The sequence below is a fragment of the Paenibacillus sp. FSL R10-2748 genome, assembly GCF_038005565.1.
GTDB classification, from domain to species: domain Bacteria; phylum Bacillota; class Bacilli; order Paenibacillales; family Paenibacillaceae; genus Paenibacillus; species Paenibacillus polymyxa_B.
The window spans coordinates 393154-407214 of the sequence record NZ_JBBOTK010000001.1; the positions used below are offsets into that span (position 1 = coordinate 393154).

15 protein-coding genes are annotated in these 14061 nt (G+C 45.3%); 5 read left to right on the forward strand and 10 right to left on the reverse strand.

Translation table 11 applies throughout. The features are described from left to right. Positions 1-46 precede the first annotated feature (46 nt). The 4 genes from NSS66_RS01830 to NSS66_RS01845 all read left to right on the forward strand — a co-directional run bounded on the left by NSS66_RS01830 (position 47) and on the right by NSS66_RS01845 (position 3233). Positions 47-1081, forward strand: coding sequence for a C40 family peptidase (locus NSS66_RS01830; protein WP_053325218.1), 1035 nt, complete (start codon positions 47-49; stop codon positions 1079-1081). A 239-nt stretch (positions 1082-1320) separates the two neighbouring features. Then, positions 1321-1851, forward strand: coding sequence for a GNAT family N-acetyltransferase (locus NSS66_RS01835; RefSeq protein WP_053325217.1), 531 nt, complete (start codon positions 1321-1323; stop codon positions 1849-1851). A gap of 160 nt (positions 1852-2011) precedes the next feature. Beyond that, positions 2012-2383, forward strand: coding sequence for an iron chaperone (locus NSS66_RS01840; RefSeq protein ID WP_075154066.1), 372 nt, complete (start codon positions 2012-2014; stop codon positions 2381-2383). A 172-nt stretch (positions 2384-2555) separates the two neighbouring features. Further along, entirely contained in the window at positions 2556-3233 is a 678-nt protein-coding gene (locus NSS66_RS01845) for a tetratricopeptide repeat protein (protein WP_340958353.1), read from the forward strand. A gap of 110 nt (positions 3234-3343) precedes the next feature. On the opposite strand, the gene NSS66_RS01850 is transcribed toward NSS66_RS01845, so the two are convergent. The 10 genes from NSS66_RS01850 to NSS66_RS01895 form a co-directional block, all read right to left on the reverse strand. Continuing rightward, complete coding sequence (locus NSS66_RS01850) at positions 3344-3982, reverse strand: GDSL-type esterase/lipase family protein (RefSeq protein ID WP_254348066.1); 639 nt, start codon at positions 3980-3982, stop codon at positions 3344-3346. Between the two features lie 71 nt (positions 3983-4053). Then, positions 4054-4476 carry a GNAT family N-acetyltransferase gene (locus tag NSS66_RS01855; protein WP_023988130.1) on the reverse strand — a complete coding sequence of 141 codons (423 nt, stop codon included), beginning with the start codon at positions 4474-4476 and terminating at the stop codon, positions 4054-4056. Positions 4477-4518: 42 nt separating this feature from the next. Further along, entirely contained in the window at positions 4519-5073 is a 555-nt protein-coding gene (locus tag NSS66_RS01860; protein ID WP_023988129.1) for a nucleotidyltransferase family protein, read from the reverse strand. Between the two features lie 19 nt (positions 5074-5092). Further along, positions 5093-6346 carry an MDR family MFS transporter gene (locus tag NSS66_RS01865; RefSeq protein WP_028542757.1) on the reverse strand — a complete coding sequence of 418 codons (1254 nt, stop codon included), beginning with the start codon at positions 6344-6346 and terminating at the stop codon, positions 5093-5095. 54 nt (positions 6347-6400) lie between these two features. Then, on the reverse strand, positions 6401-8116 hold the full coding sequence (locus NSS66_RS01870) for an ATP-binding protein (protein WP_053325213.1): 1716 nt from the start codon (positions 8114-8116) through the stop codon (positions 6401-6403). 49 nt (positions 8117-8165) lie between these two features. Continuing rightward, on the reverse strand, positions 8166-9230 hold the full coding sequence (locus NSS66_RS01875; protein WP_068940621.1) for a cobalamin B12-binding domain-containing protein: 1065 nt from the start codon (positions 9228-9230) through the stop codon (positions 8166-8168). Between the two features lie 192 nt (positions 9231-9422). Further along, positions 9423-9884: a MarR family winged helix-turn-helix transcriptional regulator gene (locus NSS66_RS01880; protein WP_013309820.1), complete on the reverse strand. Its 462-nt coding sequence runs from the start codon at positions 9882-9884 to the stop codon at positions 9423-9425. Positions 9885-10083: 199 nt separating this feature from the next. Beyond that, entirely contained in the window at positions 10084-10533 is a 450-nt protein-coding gene (locus NSS66_RS01885) for a VanZ family protein (RefSeq protein ID WP_023988125.1), read from the reverse strand. After that, positions 10533-11201: a ribose-5-phosphate isomerase RpiA gene (gene rpiA, locus NSS66_RS01890; protein ID WP_340958362.1), complete on the reverse strand. Its 669-nt coding sequence runs from the start codon at positions 11199-11201 to the stop codon at positions 10533-10535. Before rpiA ends, NSS66_RS01885 begins: the two co-directional genes overlap by 1 nt. A gap of 60 nt (positions 11202-11261) precedes the next feature. Continuing rightward, the gene (locus NSS66_RS01895) at positions 11262-11732 is read right to left on the reverse strand and encodes a GNAT family N-acetyltransferase (protein ID WP_028542760.1); all 471 of its coding nucleotides are present in this window, start codon (positions 11730-11732) and stop codon (positions 11262-11264) included. Positions 11733-12199: 467 nt separating this feature from the next. On the opposite strand from NSS66_RS01895, the gene NSS66_RS01900 reads away from it, so the two are divergent. Then, on the forward strand, positions 12200-13969 hold the full coding sequence (locus NSS66_RS01900) for a methyl-accepting chemotaxis protein (protein ID WP_023988122.1): 1770 nt from the start codon (positions 12200-12202) through the stop codon (positions 13967-13969). Positions 13970-14061 lie beyond the last annotated feature (92 nt).

Sequence of the window (14061 nt, forward strand, 5' to 3'; positions counted from 1 at the left end):
CCTCGTACAACTTAGATGAACACATTAACAACGAGGTGATGACAGCATGACAATCAACAAGGGAGTATTGCTGGCTCTGCTGGCAGTATCGCTGCTCCAAGCAAACCCGTCTTATGCGAAGTCGGTACCGCTGACTCCGGTGACGACCGTTTATGTGGATGACCACCCGCTTCAGCTTGCCGCCGAGCCGCTGCTGCTAGACGGGACAACGCTCGTCCCCATGCGTCAGTTGTTTGAGGCGCAAGGAGCTGTGCTTTCCTGGAACGGATTCAGCAAAACCGTAACAGCAACCAAAACCGACACGGTGCTGACCTACCACATCGGGGAACTCGTTGCTACCCTAAACGGCAAAACGCTGTCCCTGAATGTTCCGGGACAGATCGTTGAGGGCAACACGATGATTCCACTGCGTTTTGTGAGCGAAGCACTTGGGAGCACAGTGAAGTGGGATGCCCTTACCCGGACAATCCGGATTGCCTCCAGGGACGATTTTTTCACAACAGTTCTTTCCAGGGTCAACCTGCGCAGCGAACCGGATTCATCGGGAGCTTCCCCTTCCCTGCGGCTTATTCCAGCCAGCGAAAAGGTTCACGTCATCCGCGAGGTCAATGCTCTCTGGCTGGAAGTGCGCACTAAAGACAACCTGACCGGATACATATCGGCAAAACCAAAATACAGCGACTATTCCAGCCCATCCCTGGCGGAACGGCAGGGAGATGAACTCATCGCCTACGGAGAGAAATTTCTCGGTATCCCTTATGAATTCGGCGCAGCAACCGGACAGACATCGACCTTTGATTGTTCTTCTTTTGTGGGGGAAGTGTTCCAGCATACGCTCTCTATCGACCTCCCCCGTGTCTCTTATGATCAGGCTAAAGAAGGGCGGGAGGTCGGGCTGAACGAGCTGCGCAAAGGCGACCTGCTGTTCTTCAGCGCACGCGGGCTAGAGATCGGCCATGTGGCTATCTATGCAGGGAACAACAAATTGCTGCATACATTTTCCAAAGAACGCGGCGTTCATTTTGACACGCTTGACGATAAATGGCAGAAACGTTTCGTCACAGCGCGCAGGCTGTTTTAGGACGAACCAGATAGCCAGTAACAGTAGGCTATTCCAGTCCACATTCATTATCTTCTAATTGCCTTTTGCCGGACGCTCCCTTGCGGATTGCGTTCAGGCGGCAAAAGGTCTGGATTCATTGTAAAATGGAGGTCATAACGTTTAAAGACTACGTTCGCTTAAAAAATTGGATTGAGGTATTAATCGTTTTGAAATACTAGGTAGAGTCTTTTGACTATAGACAGGAGGAATAAATAATTATGCAATTTGAGACAAACCGGCTCATCATTCGTGATATTTTCAGATCTGATTGGGAAAGTATACATACGTACACGTCATTGCCTGAAGTTACTAGATATACAGCCTGGGGACCGAATACAGAAGTAGATACAAAGGCATATATAGAACAAGTTTTAGCTTCGCAGCAGGAACAGCCACGACAAGACTACGAACTAGCCGTTTGTCTGAAAAATAATGGAATCCTGATCGGCGGTATGGGTATTCATGTCAAAGATACTAGTGCAGAATTGGGTTACGTTTTGAATCCAGATTATCAAGGGAAGGGTTATGCAGCAGAGGCAGCACGAGCGTTACTAGACTTTGGATTTAGCACACTTGCTGTCCACCGTATTTATGCAACATGTCGTCCAGAAAACAAGGCTTCTGAGAAGGTTATGCAACAGATCGGAATGCAACGTGAAGGTTTGATGCGTGAACACTGGTACTACAAAGGCGAGTTTCATGATTCATGTTTGTACTCTATTCTTGCTGAGGAATATAACAGGACATAAAAGGTGTTTTTTATATCTAAATATATTTTTGATTATTCAACAGACAATTACTCCTTGAGAAACATGTTGCTGCGATAAAATGATAGTTAAACCATTTAATGACAAATAGGTTTGAGGAACTTTTCTGAACGATATAATTTTTAATTAAGGAGGGAACAACATGGAAGCTTTTGCAGAATATTTAGAGCATATTGATAACCCCCAACATCGGGCCCGAACGCAAGAGGTTTTGGCTTGGGTAACCAAGAAGTTTCCAAATTTAATGGCAAAAATTGCGTGGAATCAACCTATGTTTACGGATCACGGCACATTTATTATTGGCTTTAGCGTAGCCAAACATCATTTGGCCGTTGCCCCTGAAAAGGCAGGGATTAATCATTTTTCTGAGTTAATTGTGCAGGCTGGCTATGATCACACCAAGCAGTTGGTACGTATCCAGTGGGATAGTCCCGTTGATTTCTCATTACTTGAGAAAATGATCGAGTTTAATATTTTGGATAAGGCAGACTGTTCAACCTTTTGGCGGAAATAAAAAAAGGTTCCTTTTCTCGTAAAACTATACATCGAGCATCACAAATAAGTATTTCTCTTCTCGCCCCCTCTACCATCCTTCCAAATCTCATCATGCTAATGACCCTTAAAGTGACCCTATGCTATAATGTGGAAAGTATGGATTGTTACATGCACAGGAGGATTGGAGCAGAATGATTGGGAAATTTTTAATTTTCTCTCTACTATGGAGTTTGCTCGGCAACCCGTTTTTGGCAATGCTCGTACTCCTAATCGTGATCTATATATTAGATCGCAGCTTTGTCGGTGTATTGCCCAGCATCAGCAAACCATGGAAAAGAAGACGCAATGCCGCTCGATTGCGCCAACAGATTACGCTAAACGCCAACGATGTGGCTGCCAAGTTCGATTTGGCACGTATCTGGATCGAAAGCAAGAAATATCCGCAGGCTTTGGAGCTGTTATTGGAAATTGAATCCCGTTATGAAGAATCAGCAGACTATTGGAACGCACGGGGAACGGCTGAAGTACACACAAACCATCTGGAGGTTGGAGAACAGCATTTATTGAAAGCACTGGACATTAACCCGCGGGTGCAATACGGTGAGCCTTATTTGCATTTAGCCGCTGCTTTCAAGGAACGTGACGTCAATAAGTCGCTTCATTATCTGCAGCAGTTTCAGGAGATTCAGTCTTCTTCCAGTGAGGGCTATTATCTGACAGGCTTGATGTACCGTATGCTGGGACGCAAGGATGAGGCCATTGTAGCCTTTAACCAGTCCATTGCCGTCTATCGCTCTCTGCCCAAATACCGTAAACGAAGTGAGCGCAAGTGGGCTGCACGCAGCTTATTCCGTAAAATAATCGGCTAAACAGCACGCCTACTAGTGCAAAGAAAGAGGTTCATGATGGTCAGTTGCTACTGCCATGATGAACCTCTTTCTTTAATATACTTTGTCCGATCCCAAGCATCCTCTCACGCTCAGCGTAACGGCGCATAACCAAGCCGATTCAGCTCTTCCGCAATCACACGATAACCACGACTGTTCGGATGCACCCGGTCTAACGAAAGTAGTGCCCGTTCATAGCCCTCAAATGCGGGATAAATGTTCGCCACCCGGTAATTGGGTCCGCCCAATGTGTAGAGAAACGAGTTGTACTGGCGCACATATACTCCCGCCTCCCTTACCTCAGGAAAAGGATTATATAATCCCACCATCCGGATGATACATGGCTCACGCTGACCGGATTTTATCTGATACAGGGCATGTACAATTTGGCGCACATGTTCTTTGGTGTGATTCAGCGCTTGCGAAATGGAAGAACCTGACGAGCCGGAACCTCCAGCAAGGGCGCTGATGTATGGGCGCAGATCATTCCCGCCGATCGTTACCGTTATAAGTTCAGCCCGGCTGAGCGCCGACCGAAAAAGCGGATTGTTGCGGACCATTGACAGCAACTCCTGCGATGTCAGCCCGTTGATTCCCAGATTCTCGTAACTGACTGGCGTACGGAGATGTCTTTCTGCCATTCGCCGATAGATAGGTACAAATCCGCCGCTCAGCAACGTCCCCGCACCTGTTGTTAAAGAATCTCCAATCGCTGTATAGTGGTACGCCAATGAAACCCACCTCCCTCTTTCTACATAACATATCTTATGTAGAAAGAGGAACGCGGGACCCGGAGATTCGCTTATTCTTCGTCTATTTCATATACACAATGGAATTGCCCACCATCCGGCAAATCCTCTGATCCATATACGGCAAAGCCCACATTGCGGAAGAAATCTGCCCCCTCCGCATCCGTGTCCACAGTAAGCCGTTTCGGATTACGCTCCTGAATAAGCGTAAGCAGCATACCTCTGGCATATCCTCTATGACGGTTTTCAGGCAACACGGCCAGATGGCGAATTACGGTTGTTCCATCCTCCTGCTCCTCAAAGCCAACAATACCTACAATAAGTCCTTCATCTTCTACACCGAACAGCTTCCAGTCATCCGAGGCTTGATAGGTACGTAAAGCTGCTTCTCCGCGTTCAGGATGATCCAGCACAGCGTAGGTTAACAGCTCCAGAACCTCCTCACGATCTGAATCTGTTTTTATATTTTTAAACATTGTTTGTCGTCTCTCCTTAATATCCTGAAATTAGGATTACCTCTAATTCTCCATAATAAGCAACGGCCAGTTATCAAGCCACTGCTTCTCAAATACACGCTGACGAAAAGCCGTTGTGTGACGAAACAAAGGACTTTGCCGTACCCGCATATCCAGCAGATCTTCCAATCCATGCGGACAAATGACCTCTATTTGATCCTTGTCATTCAATCTAACCGCCACAGCCGTTGCCGTCTCTGGCCAGCGGCTCATCGCATCCTCTATCGAGGAATAAGGAGCCTCTCCGTTGCGAATATGCATCCGAGCCTGATTTTTGACAGACCAGTTACGTCCAGCCTGCTTACGGTTCAAGGACAATTCTAGATACTCATCTCGTTCCTCTAGCGTATTTTTCGGGTCAAAGTAAATAACATCAATATCGTTTAAAGGTGTAGCAGTTGTATAGCCATGGAGCTTGTCCCAAACCCGGTTACGTACATAGCCTGCGGCAATACATCCTTGCGGCAACTTCAGCTCTCGCACATATCGCAAGTCTTGCAGTACCTGCGGATCATTCATATATTGTATGATTCGTAGCACATTTTCTTCCGACTTCATCCTGCACTCAACTCCCTTTTTATGATGACAGTTGCTGCACCGATTCTCCTCCTTGAGCCGCGATCCGTGCTGTACGCTGCGCCAGACGGCGGCGTGCGACCAGAAGAAACGGAATGCCAATCACAACCGACAGGGCAACCGGAACAAAAACGGCAAGCGGCGCCGTTTGACCATAGATATCCAGCAACCAGCCACCAAATAAAGGAGCCAGCACGCTTCCCAAATTATTAAAGCCGATTGTACCGAAGTAGGTCCCTTTATATTGAGCATCTGCAATTTGGTCAATCAGTACGTCCAACATCGTGAACAATAACACTTCACCAACCGTAAACAGCACCATATCCAGTATAAACATCCAGCCTGAGTTTAGCATACCGCACAGCAACAGGCTGACCGCAATACATATATTCCCTGCAATCAAGGAATTCACCGGGGAAAATCGACTTGCCAATCGCACCAGCGGATATTGAAATGCCAATACACAAACCGCGTTGACCGTCAGCATGTATGTAAACCATCGGGTTCCTTCTGCGAAGGATAAGGACAAGAATTGAGGCATTGTGGAATTGGAATGAGCATAGCCCATCACACAAAATACCGTTCCCAGCAAAATCGGCATAAACACCGGATCACGGCTGGCTGTACGGAATGCCTCGCCCATCCGCAGTGGAGCCTCTCCCGCCGTTGTACCTATATGCAGATCCGATGCATACCGGGCAAATTGGATCAACAACAGTACCCCGTACAATGCGTACACACCAGCAGCTACCATAAACGGCGTCCCCGTGGATGCAGATCCTAACATTAAACCAAGCAACGGCCCTGCCACCACCCCAACATTAATGGCTGCATATCTCATATTGTAGATAAGCAGTCTTTTCTCCTTCGGGGTTACATCTGATAACAGTGCCCGTGAGGTTGGCTCGAACAAGGATCTGCACAGTCCATTCAGAGCATTAATGACAAAAAAGGCCCAGGCCGCTTCCGCCAACGCAAAAGCAACGAATACAAGCGCCCAGCTCGCAATGGACACCAGCATCACCTTTCGCCGTCCGATTCGATCTGAAATATATCCACCGTAAAAGCTGGCAAAAATGCCGACCAACGAGCTGACCGATACGATCACCCCCGTATGAAAGGGGGACACCCCTAGACGGGTGGTAAGGTAAATAGACAAAAACGGGATACTCATGGATGTCGCCATCCGTCCAAAAATTGTACCGACAATAATCGTCCAGGCCAGCGGGTGAATGGAACGTAACTGTTCTTTCATATATGTCTCTTACGTCCTCCTTCCGTATGCAAGTCTAACAAGGGGGAAACCTGTCTAGCACTGGTGAATATAGCGTTCCAGCTCTAAACACGTTGCTTGATAGACAGATTGGAGCGCAGACAACTTCGCTTTCGCATTCTCAAGTCGGTTCTCCCGTGCAAGCTGTTCAATATCGGACAGCAACGAGGACAAACGCCCGACACCCAGACTCACGCTGCCTGATTTCAACTCATGAGCAGCCTCTACTACTTTTGTGGCTTCGCCCGCAGCAGCCAGTTCTCTTAACCTATTGATTTTGGCAGGTGTATCACTAGTATACATTTCGACCAATGACTCCAGTAGTCCCGTGCTGCCATCCTCGTCCAGCATCATAATTTCACGTATAACTTCCTCATCCAAAATCGGCTTGGTTTCAGGCTTTGGAAGCCATTTGACAAGCTTTTCAGAGAGCCTTTCAATCGTTACTGGCTTCATCAAGTAATCGTTCACTCCAACCTCCTGGCCCCGTGCCTGATCCTCCTCGGACACATTTCCGGTCAAAGAAATGATTGGCACAGGTGGTTGCTGGTTTTCTGCTTCCCGCTGGCGGATCGCTTTCGCCGCATCATGACCATTCAGCAGAGGCATATGATGATCCATTAGAATACAAGCGTAGGATCGTTCGGAGGCCGCTCTTACAGCAGCTTGTCCATCCTCAGCAAAATCAATATGCTGGAATCCCAAGTGGTTAAGCTGTAATTGCACCACCTGACGATTTACCCGATTATCCTCAGCCACCAAAATAGTTTGAGAATGACTGTGCTCACGCAGCAACTCGCTAAACACCTTCAAATCACCAGTTTCATGCTTCTCCATTTCGTCTGCCTGCTCCGATCCTTTCATGAAGGGAATTTCAAACCAGAACGTAGAGCCTTGGCCTTCTTCACTGACGACCCCAATTTCTCCCTGCATGAGTTCCACAAATGAACTGCATATCCATAGCCCCAGACCCGTTCCTCCATATTGGGAGGCGCTTCCTTCACCGGCCTGTACATAGGGCTGAAACAGCTTATTCTGATCCTCCGGTGAAATCCCAATACCCGAATCCTGCACCTCAAACCGAACACGTTGGGAATCTTTTGTTTCCTCCACTAATTTTGTTCGAACGATGAGCAATCCTTCACTCGTAAATTTATTCGCATTGTTCAACAGATTGAGCAAGATCTGCATGATCCTTGCCGAATCTCCCTCCAGATGCTCTGCCACACTGGTATCGGTCTCTATACTCAACCGGTTACCCATCTGATAGATTTGCGGCTCCAACAACTGGGCAACGTGACTCATAATCGCCTGAACTCTGACATTTCCGATCTCCAGTTCCATCTGTCCTGCTTCCACTTTGGATATATCAAGCAGATTATTAATCATGTTCAACAACAGAGAGGCTGACTCACGTATCACACCGATGGCCTGCCGTTGATCTGGGGAAAGTTTGGATGAACCTAACATTTCGATCATTCCAAGTATTCCATTCATTGGCGTTCTGAATTCATGACTAACCACAGCCAGAAAAGTGCTCTTTAGGTCATTAGCCCGTACGGCTTCTTCCTTCGTCCGTGTTAATTCCGCATTACTTTTGGCAAGCTGACGCTGCAGATTGACCAGTTCGTTGTTCATTGATGAAAATTCATTCAGCAGCTTTTCTTCCTCAGCCTTGCTTTTCACAATCTCATCCGTTAATTGTTCGACCGTTTTCCGCAGGACAGCCATTTCTGCTGTCGGTTCCTTCATATTAAAAGGCCCCCTTTACAAAATGACTAACAGGTTCACAAAACTAACCTTATTTCCTGAGCGAAAGTAAGTCACCTGCAACCTCCAGTGCTTCCTCCGCACCTGGTGCGTATCCGTCCGCCCCTACTTCCTGCCACAAGTGGGAATCGAGATTAAAAGGCAAGCCTCCGACCATAATTTTCACATGGCTAGTAGTTGGGTCTTGCCGAATGAGAGCAATCAACTCTTTCACTAGATGGACATGGTAAGCCATGGTAGCTGAGATAGCCACCACATCCGCCTTGTAACTCACAATGGCCTGAAGCAGACTCCGGTTAGGTACATTGGCACCTAAATAATACGTATCCCAACCATCCATTTCAAATATATCAGCCAGCATACGCAGACCAAATTCATGCTGCTCGCTGCCTACACACGCCGCCACGAGGCAGCGTTCCTTACTTCCACTTCCCATCCATCTGGGGTACAGGCTGGAAATAATAAATTGAGTCGCGGCAGTGCAAAAATGCTCTTGACCGACGGTGATTTTGCCTTCATGCCATAGACGGCCTATTTCATATTGCGAAATTTGAAAAATATATTTATACGTATGTTGAATAGAGATACCCTCATCCAGCAAACGGACGATCCAATCCAAAGCCTGTCTGCGATTACCTGAGAGTAAATATTCCAAATATTGAGCCGCATTAGCAGCATAAGGATTATCATCTGTAATAAAAGAGGCATACTCCTCTTTCTTCCCAATTTGCTGTATCCCCAAATCCAGATGCTCCAGCACCATGGTTTTATCCGTATGATCGAAGTGCTCTATCAACGTCTCCTGGATTAATCTGAAATTGATGCTCAAATCTTCTTGGGTTATGCCGAAACCCTCCAGAAGCTTTTTTAACCAGGAAACATACTGTGTAAATAAAATAGGGCTGTTCATGATTACACTTTCAGCTAAATAGTTCAAACTATATATAGAATCCTGTTTTGTCTTTATTTTACCGTTATCCCCAAAACGCTGCAAAAGATCGGGCTGTAATTCGTATTGCTTATGGGTAACTAATTCAGCCAAAGCTCCTGCTTGCATCAATAGCGATTCACCTGCGGTATATTGCTGTATACTCATGTACAGCTCCTTCCCCGACAAGGTATTGTATTCGAAACAGATACTGGGGATTTGTTCCAGACGTGACTATTAGACAATTATACCTGATTTGCGTCTCTACATTAACCCTACTCCCCAAAATACGACAAAAAAATAAAATACCGAGAAGTCGGTATTTTATCTAAAAGCAGATTTAACCTGCACATGCACAATTTATGATCCGTTACTCTTCTGCCCCTCAGCCGTTAGTCCAAGCTTTTTTAACAGATGAATAGCCTGCTCTTTCTCTTCCACAGATAAGCCATCTACGGTCTCCATAATGACACGATGATGCTGCGGGAATATTTGCTCAAAGAAATGACGTCCATCATCAGTCAATTCTGCATAAATCACACGCCGATCATCTTGTGATGCACGACGGGTAAGCAAGTTTTTTTTCTGAAGTTTATCTACCACGTACGTAATATTCCCACTAGAGATTAGTACCTTTTCACCAATCTTCTGCAAAGGCTGTGGTCCCCGATAATACAGCAGATCAAGCACTCCAAATTCTGTTGTATTTAATCCATGACTATGAATGTCCCGATTCGTACGGGACGTGACCGAATTATAAGCACGAGCCAGAACAACGAACAAATTAAGTGCTAAGTCCTGATCATCTGGTTTTACAGACATATTAACAGCCTCCGTTACTCATATCTTTATTCCAAGATATCTTAATTGTGCACTTTTGTCAAGTTTAAGCGTTCCTTTCCCTGCTCTTACGGCCTATAAATGGAGGAATTACCGTCTATTATGAGAAGGTTGCAGTTCATTATGTAAAAAAAGCCCCCTCTCAGCCAGTCTTAAAGCACTGATCCAGAGAGCGGGACGATTATGTTGTTATCCCTAACTTCTTACGTACAAATACGTAGGCAACACGGCCGCATAATACTCCCAGAACATTCAGTATGATGTCATCTACATCCATTGTACCTGCGCCCAGTAGCATTTGGGACACCTCAAGAATGACCAGTGCGATCACTATCGTTAACAACAGACTGCCTATACTTCGCATGGACACCCAAATGATAGGCACAAGGATACCGAAGGGAATAAATACGCCAATATTACCGAGCAAATTAACACCCCATACCCGAAAAGGAAACGACTCCATTGCCCGCCAGTATTGCCTAATCGTATCAAACGGAACAATATTATACGAATACGGGGGTCCTGGTCGTAATGTACGACCAAAACCGAGAAACATCCAATATAATAGAAGCCCTGTATATAAAATCAATAACATCAATGCCACATGATGAAGCAGGCGGGTCCTAGACATTACTTGTTACGGACGTCGATCTGTCCATTGGCCCGTGCGATAATAACCTGGTCCGCCATATTAATGAACAGTCCGTTATCGACTACACCCGGAATTTGATTCAAGCGGATTTCCAATTCCTGCGGATTCTCGATCGTACCATAGCGACAATCGGCAATATAATTACCATTATCCGTAAGGAAGCGCTCGCCGTCTTTCATACGCCACTCCGCTTTACAGCCCGTCTGCCGCAAAGCCTCCAACGTCCATTCACTGGCAAAGGGTACGACCTCAACGGGTAAAGGGAATGCACCCAGCACCTTCACATCCTTGGACTCATCGACAATAATAATTAATCGGTCGCTATTGCTTTCCACAATTTTCTCTCTCAGTAGGGCTCCGCCTCCACCTTTCACCAGTACCAGTTGCTGGTTCACCTCATCTGCACCGTCGATGGTAACGTCAAGCCTTCCAATCTGATCAAACGGAATGATGGGAATCCCCAGCTCCCTGGCCTGATCCTCCGAAGCTTGGGATGTAGCTACAGCCTGTATATGTAATCCTTGCGCTACACGCTCACCAATTTTTTGAATAGCCCAAAAGGCTGTCGATCCTGTACCAAGTCCTACTTTCATGCCGTCCTGAATCGCTTCAACTGCTTTTTCGGCCGCTTTTTGCTTCAAATTCATTATCATCTCTCCCGCTATATAGGCTAGTATTGATCATCATCCATTTTATAAGAGAACGCTTTATAATAACAGAGACAGCTTTTTACCATAACAAAGGCTGTTTTCATCGTGTTCATACTCCCCAAACCGTTCAATAGGTTCGTATCCCCGTTTGGTATAGAGAGCAATCGCTTCAGGTTGAGCCGCTCCGGTCTCCAGTTTAATTCTTACAACTCCCCGTTTGCTGGCTTCCTCTTCCAAAAAAGATAATAGACTCACCGCAATTCCTTGTCTGCGATAAGAGGAATCGACATAAAACCTTTTGAGCTCCATTTCTTCCGCATCTATAGGCCTAAGCCCTCCACAAGCCACCGGTTTTTCGTCCACATACACAACAGCGAAAACCATTTTTTTAACTTTCGGATTGGAAAAATCGACCAAGTAAATTTCGTCGGCAGGATACCTTTCCAGCAAGTCCTCATCCAGCCTTTGGATCAACTTATGCAGATCCTCATGATTACTCTCAACCTTTAAAATCGTAAGCTTGGACATTCTTCTTATCCCTCTTCTCTTTACATGGATATAAGGACTCATTTCGCAAACAATTCACAAAAACCGCGCTAAATCAAGCATTTCCAACGTCAAATATGAAAAATGTCCCAAATTGATAAGTGCATTTGACTCTATTATAAAGTATGATGGTTTCTGTTGAATAGTTGCTTATGGACTGTAATGAAGTCGAATTTCAAGTAGAAGTATAAATTGGAATATACTGAAACACAGACAGCGTTTACCTATTAAAAATTAATTTTTTATTGTGTAAGGTATTCATTTCAAGGGCTTTTCGTACGACATATATATAGGGATATCATACTTGTCTATAAAAGGACTTAAGACCTATTACTTAAAATTCAAGGGTCTATGATCTCGATTAATATGTTTGTAAGGGGGACTTGATTATCTCATTCGATAAGCGGTTCAACACCATATACAAAAATACAACCAGGGAGTGGAACATTTTGAAAAAGTGGAGTAGCTTATCATTCTTCACCAAAAACTTATTATTATCCTTCTTCAACATCGTATTGATTGGGCTAGTCCTTATTGTGTCCAGTTATTTGATCCAACGTACGATTTTGATAGACCAATTGCATGGGCAAGTGGAAAAAATCACATTGAAGTGGGCCCAGGGCATTAATTCCGATGAAGTAACCCAAGCGGTTCAAGAGAAAAATTATGATGGACCCGTTCAAACCAAACTCCGCGCGTATCTAGATAACATCATGGCGACGAATCCGAATATCTCTCATGCTTATATTTTCGGGACGGAGCTCGAAAATGGCAATCTAACATCTATTGTGGCGATGCCAACGGATCTCAGAGAAGCATTTGAAAAAGATAAGCTGCTCGTTGGCTCCATGTACGAGCAACCCAATGTCGTAGCAGTAGGCGTAACCGGTATGCTGGACAGTGGCAAACCAACATTCACCAGCTTCTACGATGATTCTTTTGGTACATGGACGACTTTGATGACTCCGATTAAAGATCCAAGTGGCAAAATCTTTGCATATTTTGCAGTCGATGCAGATGCCGGTGCCGTACCTGCAGGATTGACCAAGCTACTCATTAGCGGCGCTACCATTTTAGTGATTTTCCTACTGATCTGCCTGGCGCTTCAATATTGGGTTGTAAAACGCACGCTGTCCCCGATTAAGCAACTGATGTACGGTATCAGTGAAGTAAGCAGAGGAAATCTGGATGTTCAAATTCATGCAGGTCATGATGATTTGGGGCTCGTGAATCAGAACTTCAACAATATGGTAAGTCATATTAACAGCATTATGACCAAAGTGAAGCAGACAACGGATGAAGTCAATGAATCTGCCAAGGAATTACTCGCAATCTGCGAGCAAAACGGAATCAATTCCAACATCATCAATCAAAACATCAGTGAAATCACGGAGAATATCCGTTCGCAGGAAAAAGCAACAGGTGATAGTGCACGTGCCATGGCTGAAATGGCTTCGGTAATTCAAAATATTGCCACTAGTTCTTCCAATGTTGCGGAGGAAGCCAATTCGGTAGAGAAACGTTCTAATGAAGGCAACGAGATTGTAGGTAAGGTATCATCCCAAATGCACTTGATTACCGATACAGTAACCAATACTTCCCGTATCATCAAGTTGCTGGACAGTCGTTCGCAGGAAATTGGCAATATCATCAGTACCATTTCAGGCATCTCCAGTCAAACCAACCTGCTCGCTCTGAACGCTTCTATTGAAGCTGCCCGTGTTGGTGAAGAAGGTAAAGGCTTTGCCGTTGTTGCCAGTGAAGTACGTAAGCTGGCAGAACAATCTGCGGATGCAACCAAACAAATTACGTCCCTGATTGAAGAAATTCAAAGTGAAATCGGACAAGCTGTGAAGTCGATGGAGCAAGGAAACGTTGAAGTTCAAAACGGAATCGTCGTTGCCGGACAAGCAGGCGTGCTGTTCAATGATATTCTTCAAGCAACTAAAAATGTAGCATGGCAAATCCAAGAAGTATCCAGTGCTACTGAGCAAATATCTGCGGGTACACAGGAAATGACAGCAACAGCAGACGATCTTTCTTCCACCGTAACCAAAACAGCCAATAACAGTGTTCACATTGTGCGAACGGTGGAGGAACAAAAAGCTTCTTTGGATTCGATTATTGATTCATCCCATAAATTGACATCCATGTCTGAAGAGCTTCAAGAAATTACATCTTATTTCAAAATTGCAGACACCAACCGTACCAAATCATAATAACTATTTATCGACTCCAAAATTAATTTCATAAGTAAATCATTCGGTAATGCCTCCCTCCTGTTCATGCATTTGAAGGGATCGGAGGCATT

What these genes read in the sequence shown, in the direction of transcription:
- NSS66_RS01830 (WP_053325218.1), top strand. Translation starts at nt 47, where the DNA reads ATGACAATCAACAAGGGAGTATTGCTGGCTCTGCTGGCAGTATCGCTG.
- NSS66_RS01835 (WP_053325217.1), top strand. Translation starts at nt 1,321, where the DNA reads ATGCAATTTGAGACAAACCGGCTCATCATTCGTGATATTTTCAGATCT.
- NSS66_RS01840 (WP_075154066.1), top strand. Translation starts at nt 2,012, where the DNA reads ATGGAAGCTTTTGCAGAATATTTAGAGCATATTGATAACCCCCAACAT.
- NSS66_RS01845 (WP_340958353.1), top strand. Translation starts at nt 2,556, where the DNA reads ATGATTGGGAAATTTTTAATTTTCTCTCTACTATGGAGTTTGCTCGGC.
- NSS66_RS01855 (WP_023988130.1), bottom strand. Translation starts at nt 4,476, where the DNA reads ATGTTTAAAAATATAAAAACAGATTCAGATCGTGAGGAGGTTCTGGAG.
- NSS66_RS01860 (WP_023988129.1), bottom strand. Translation starts at nt 5,073, where the DNA reads ATGAAGTCGGAAGAAAATGTGCTACGAATCATACAATATATGAATGAT.
- NSS66_RS01865 (WP_028542757.1), bottom strand. Translation starts at nt 6,346, where the DNA reads ATGAAAGAACAGTTACGTTCCATTCACCCGCTGGCCTGGACGATTATT.
- NSS66_RS01870 (WP_053325213.1), bottom strand. Translation starts at nt 8,116, where the DNA reads ATGAAGGAACCGACAGCAGAAATGGCTGTCCTGCGGAAAACGGTCGAA.
- NSS66_RS01875 (WP_068940621.1), bottom strand. Translation starts at nt 9,230, where the DNA reads ATGAGTATACAGCAATATACCGCAGGTGAATCGCTATTGATGCAAGCA.
- NSS66_RS01880 (WP_013309820.1), bottom strand. Translation starts at nt 9,884, where the DNA reads ATGTCTGTAAAACCAGATGATCAGGACTTAGCACTTAATTTGTTCGTT.
- NSS66_RS01885 (WP_023988125.1), bottom strand. Translation starts at nt 10,533, where the DNA reads ATGTCTAGGACCCGCCTGCTTCATCATGTGGCATTGATGTTATTGATT.
- rpiA (WP_340958362.1), bottom strand. Translation starts at nt 11,201, where the DNA reads ATGAATTTGAAGCAAAAAGCGGCCGAAAAAGCAGTTGAAGCGATTCAG.
- NSS66_RS01895 (WP_028542760.1), bottom strand. Translation starts at nt 11,732, where the DNA reads ATGTCCAAGCTTACGATTTTAAAGGTTGAGAGTAATCATGAGGATCTG.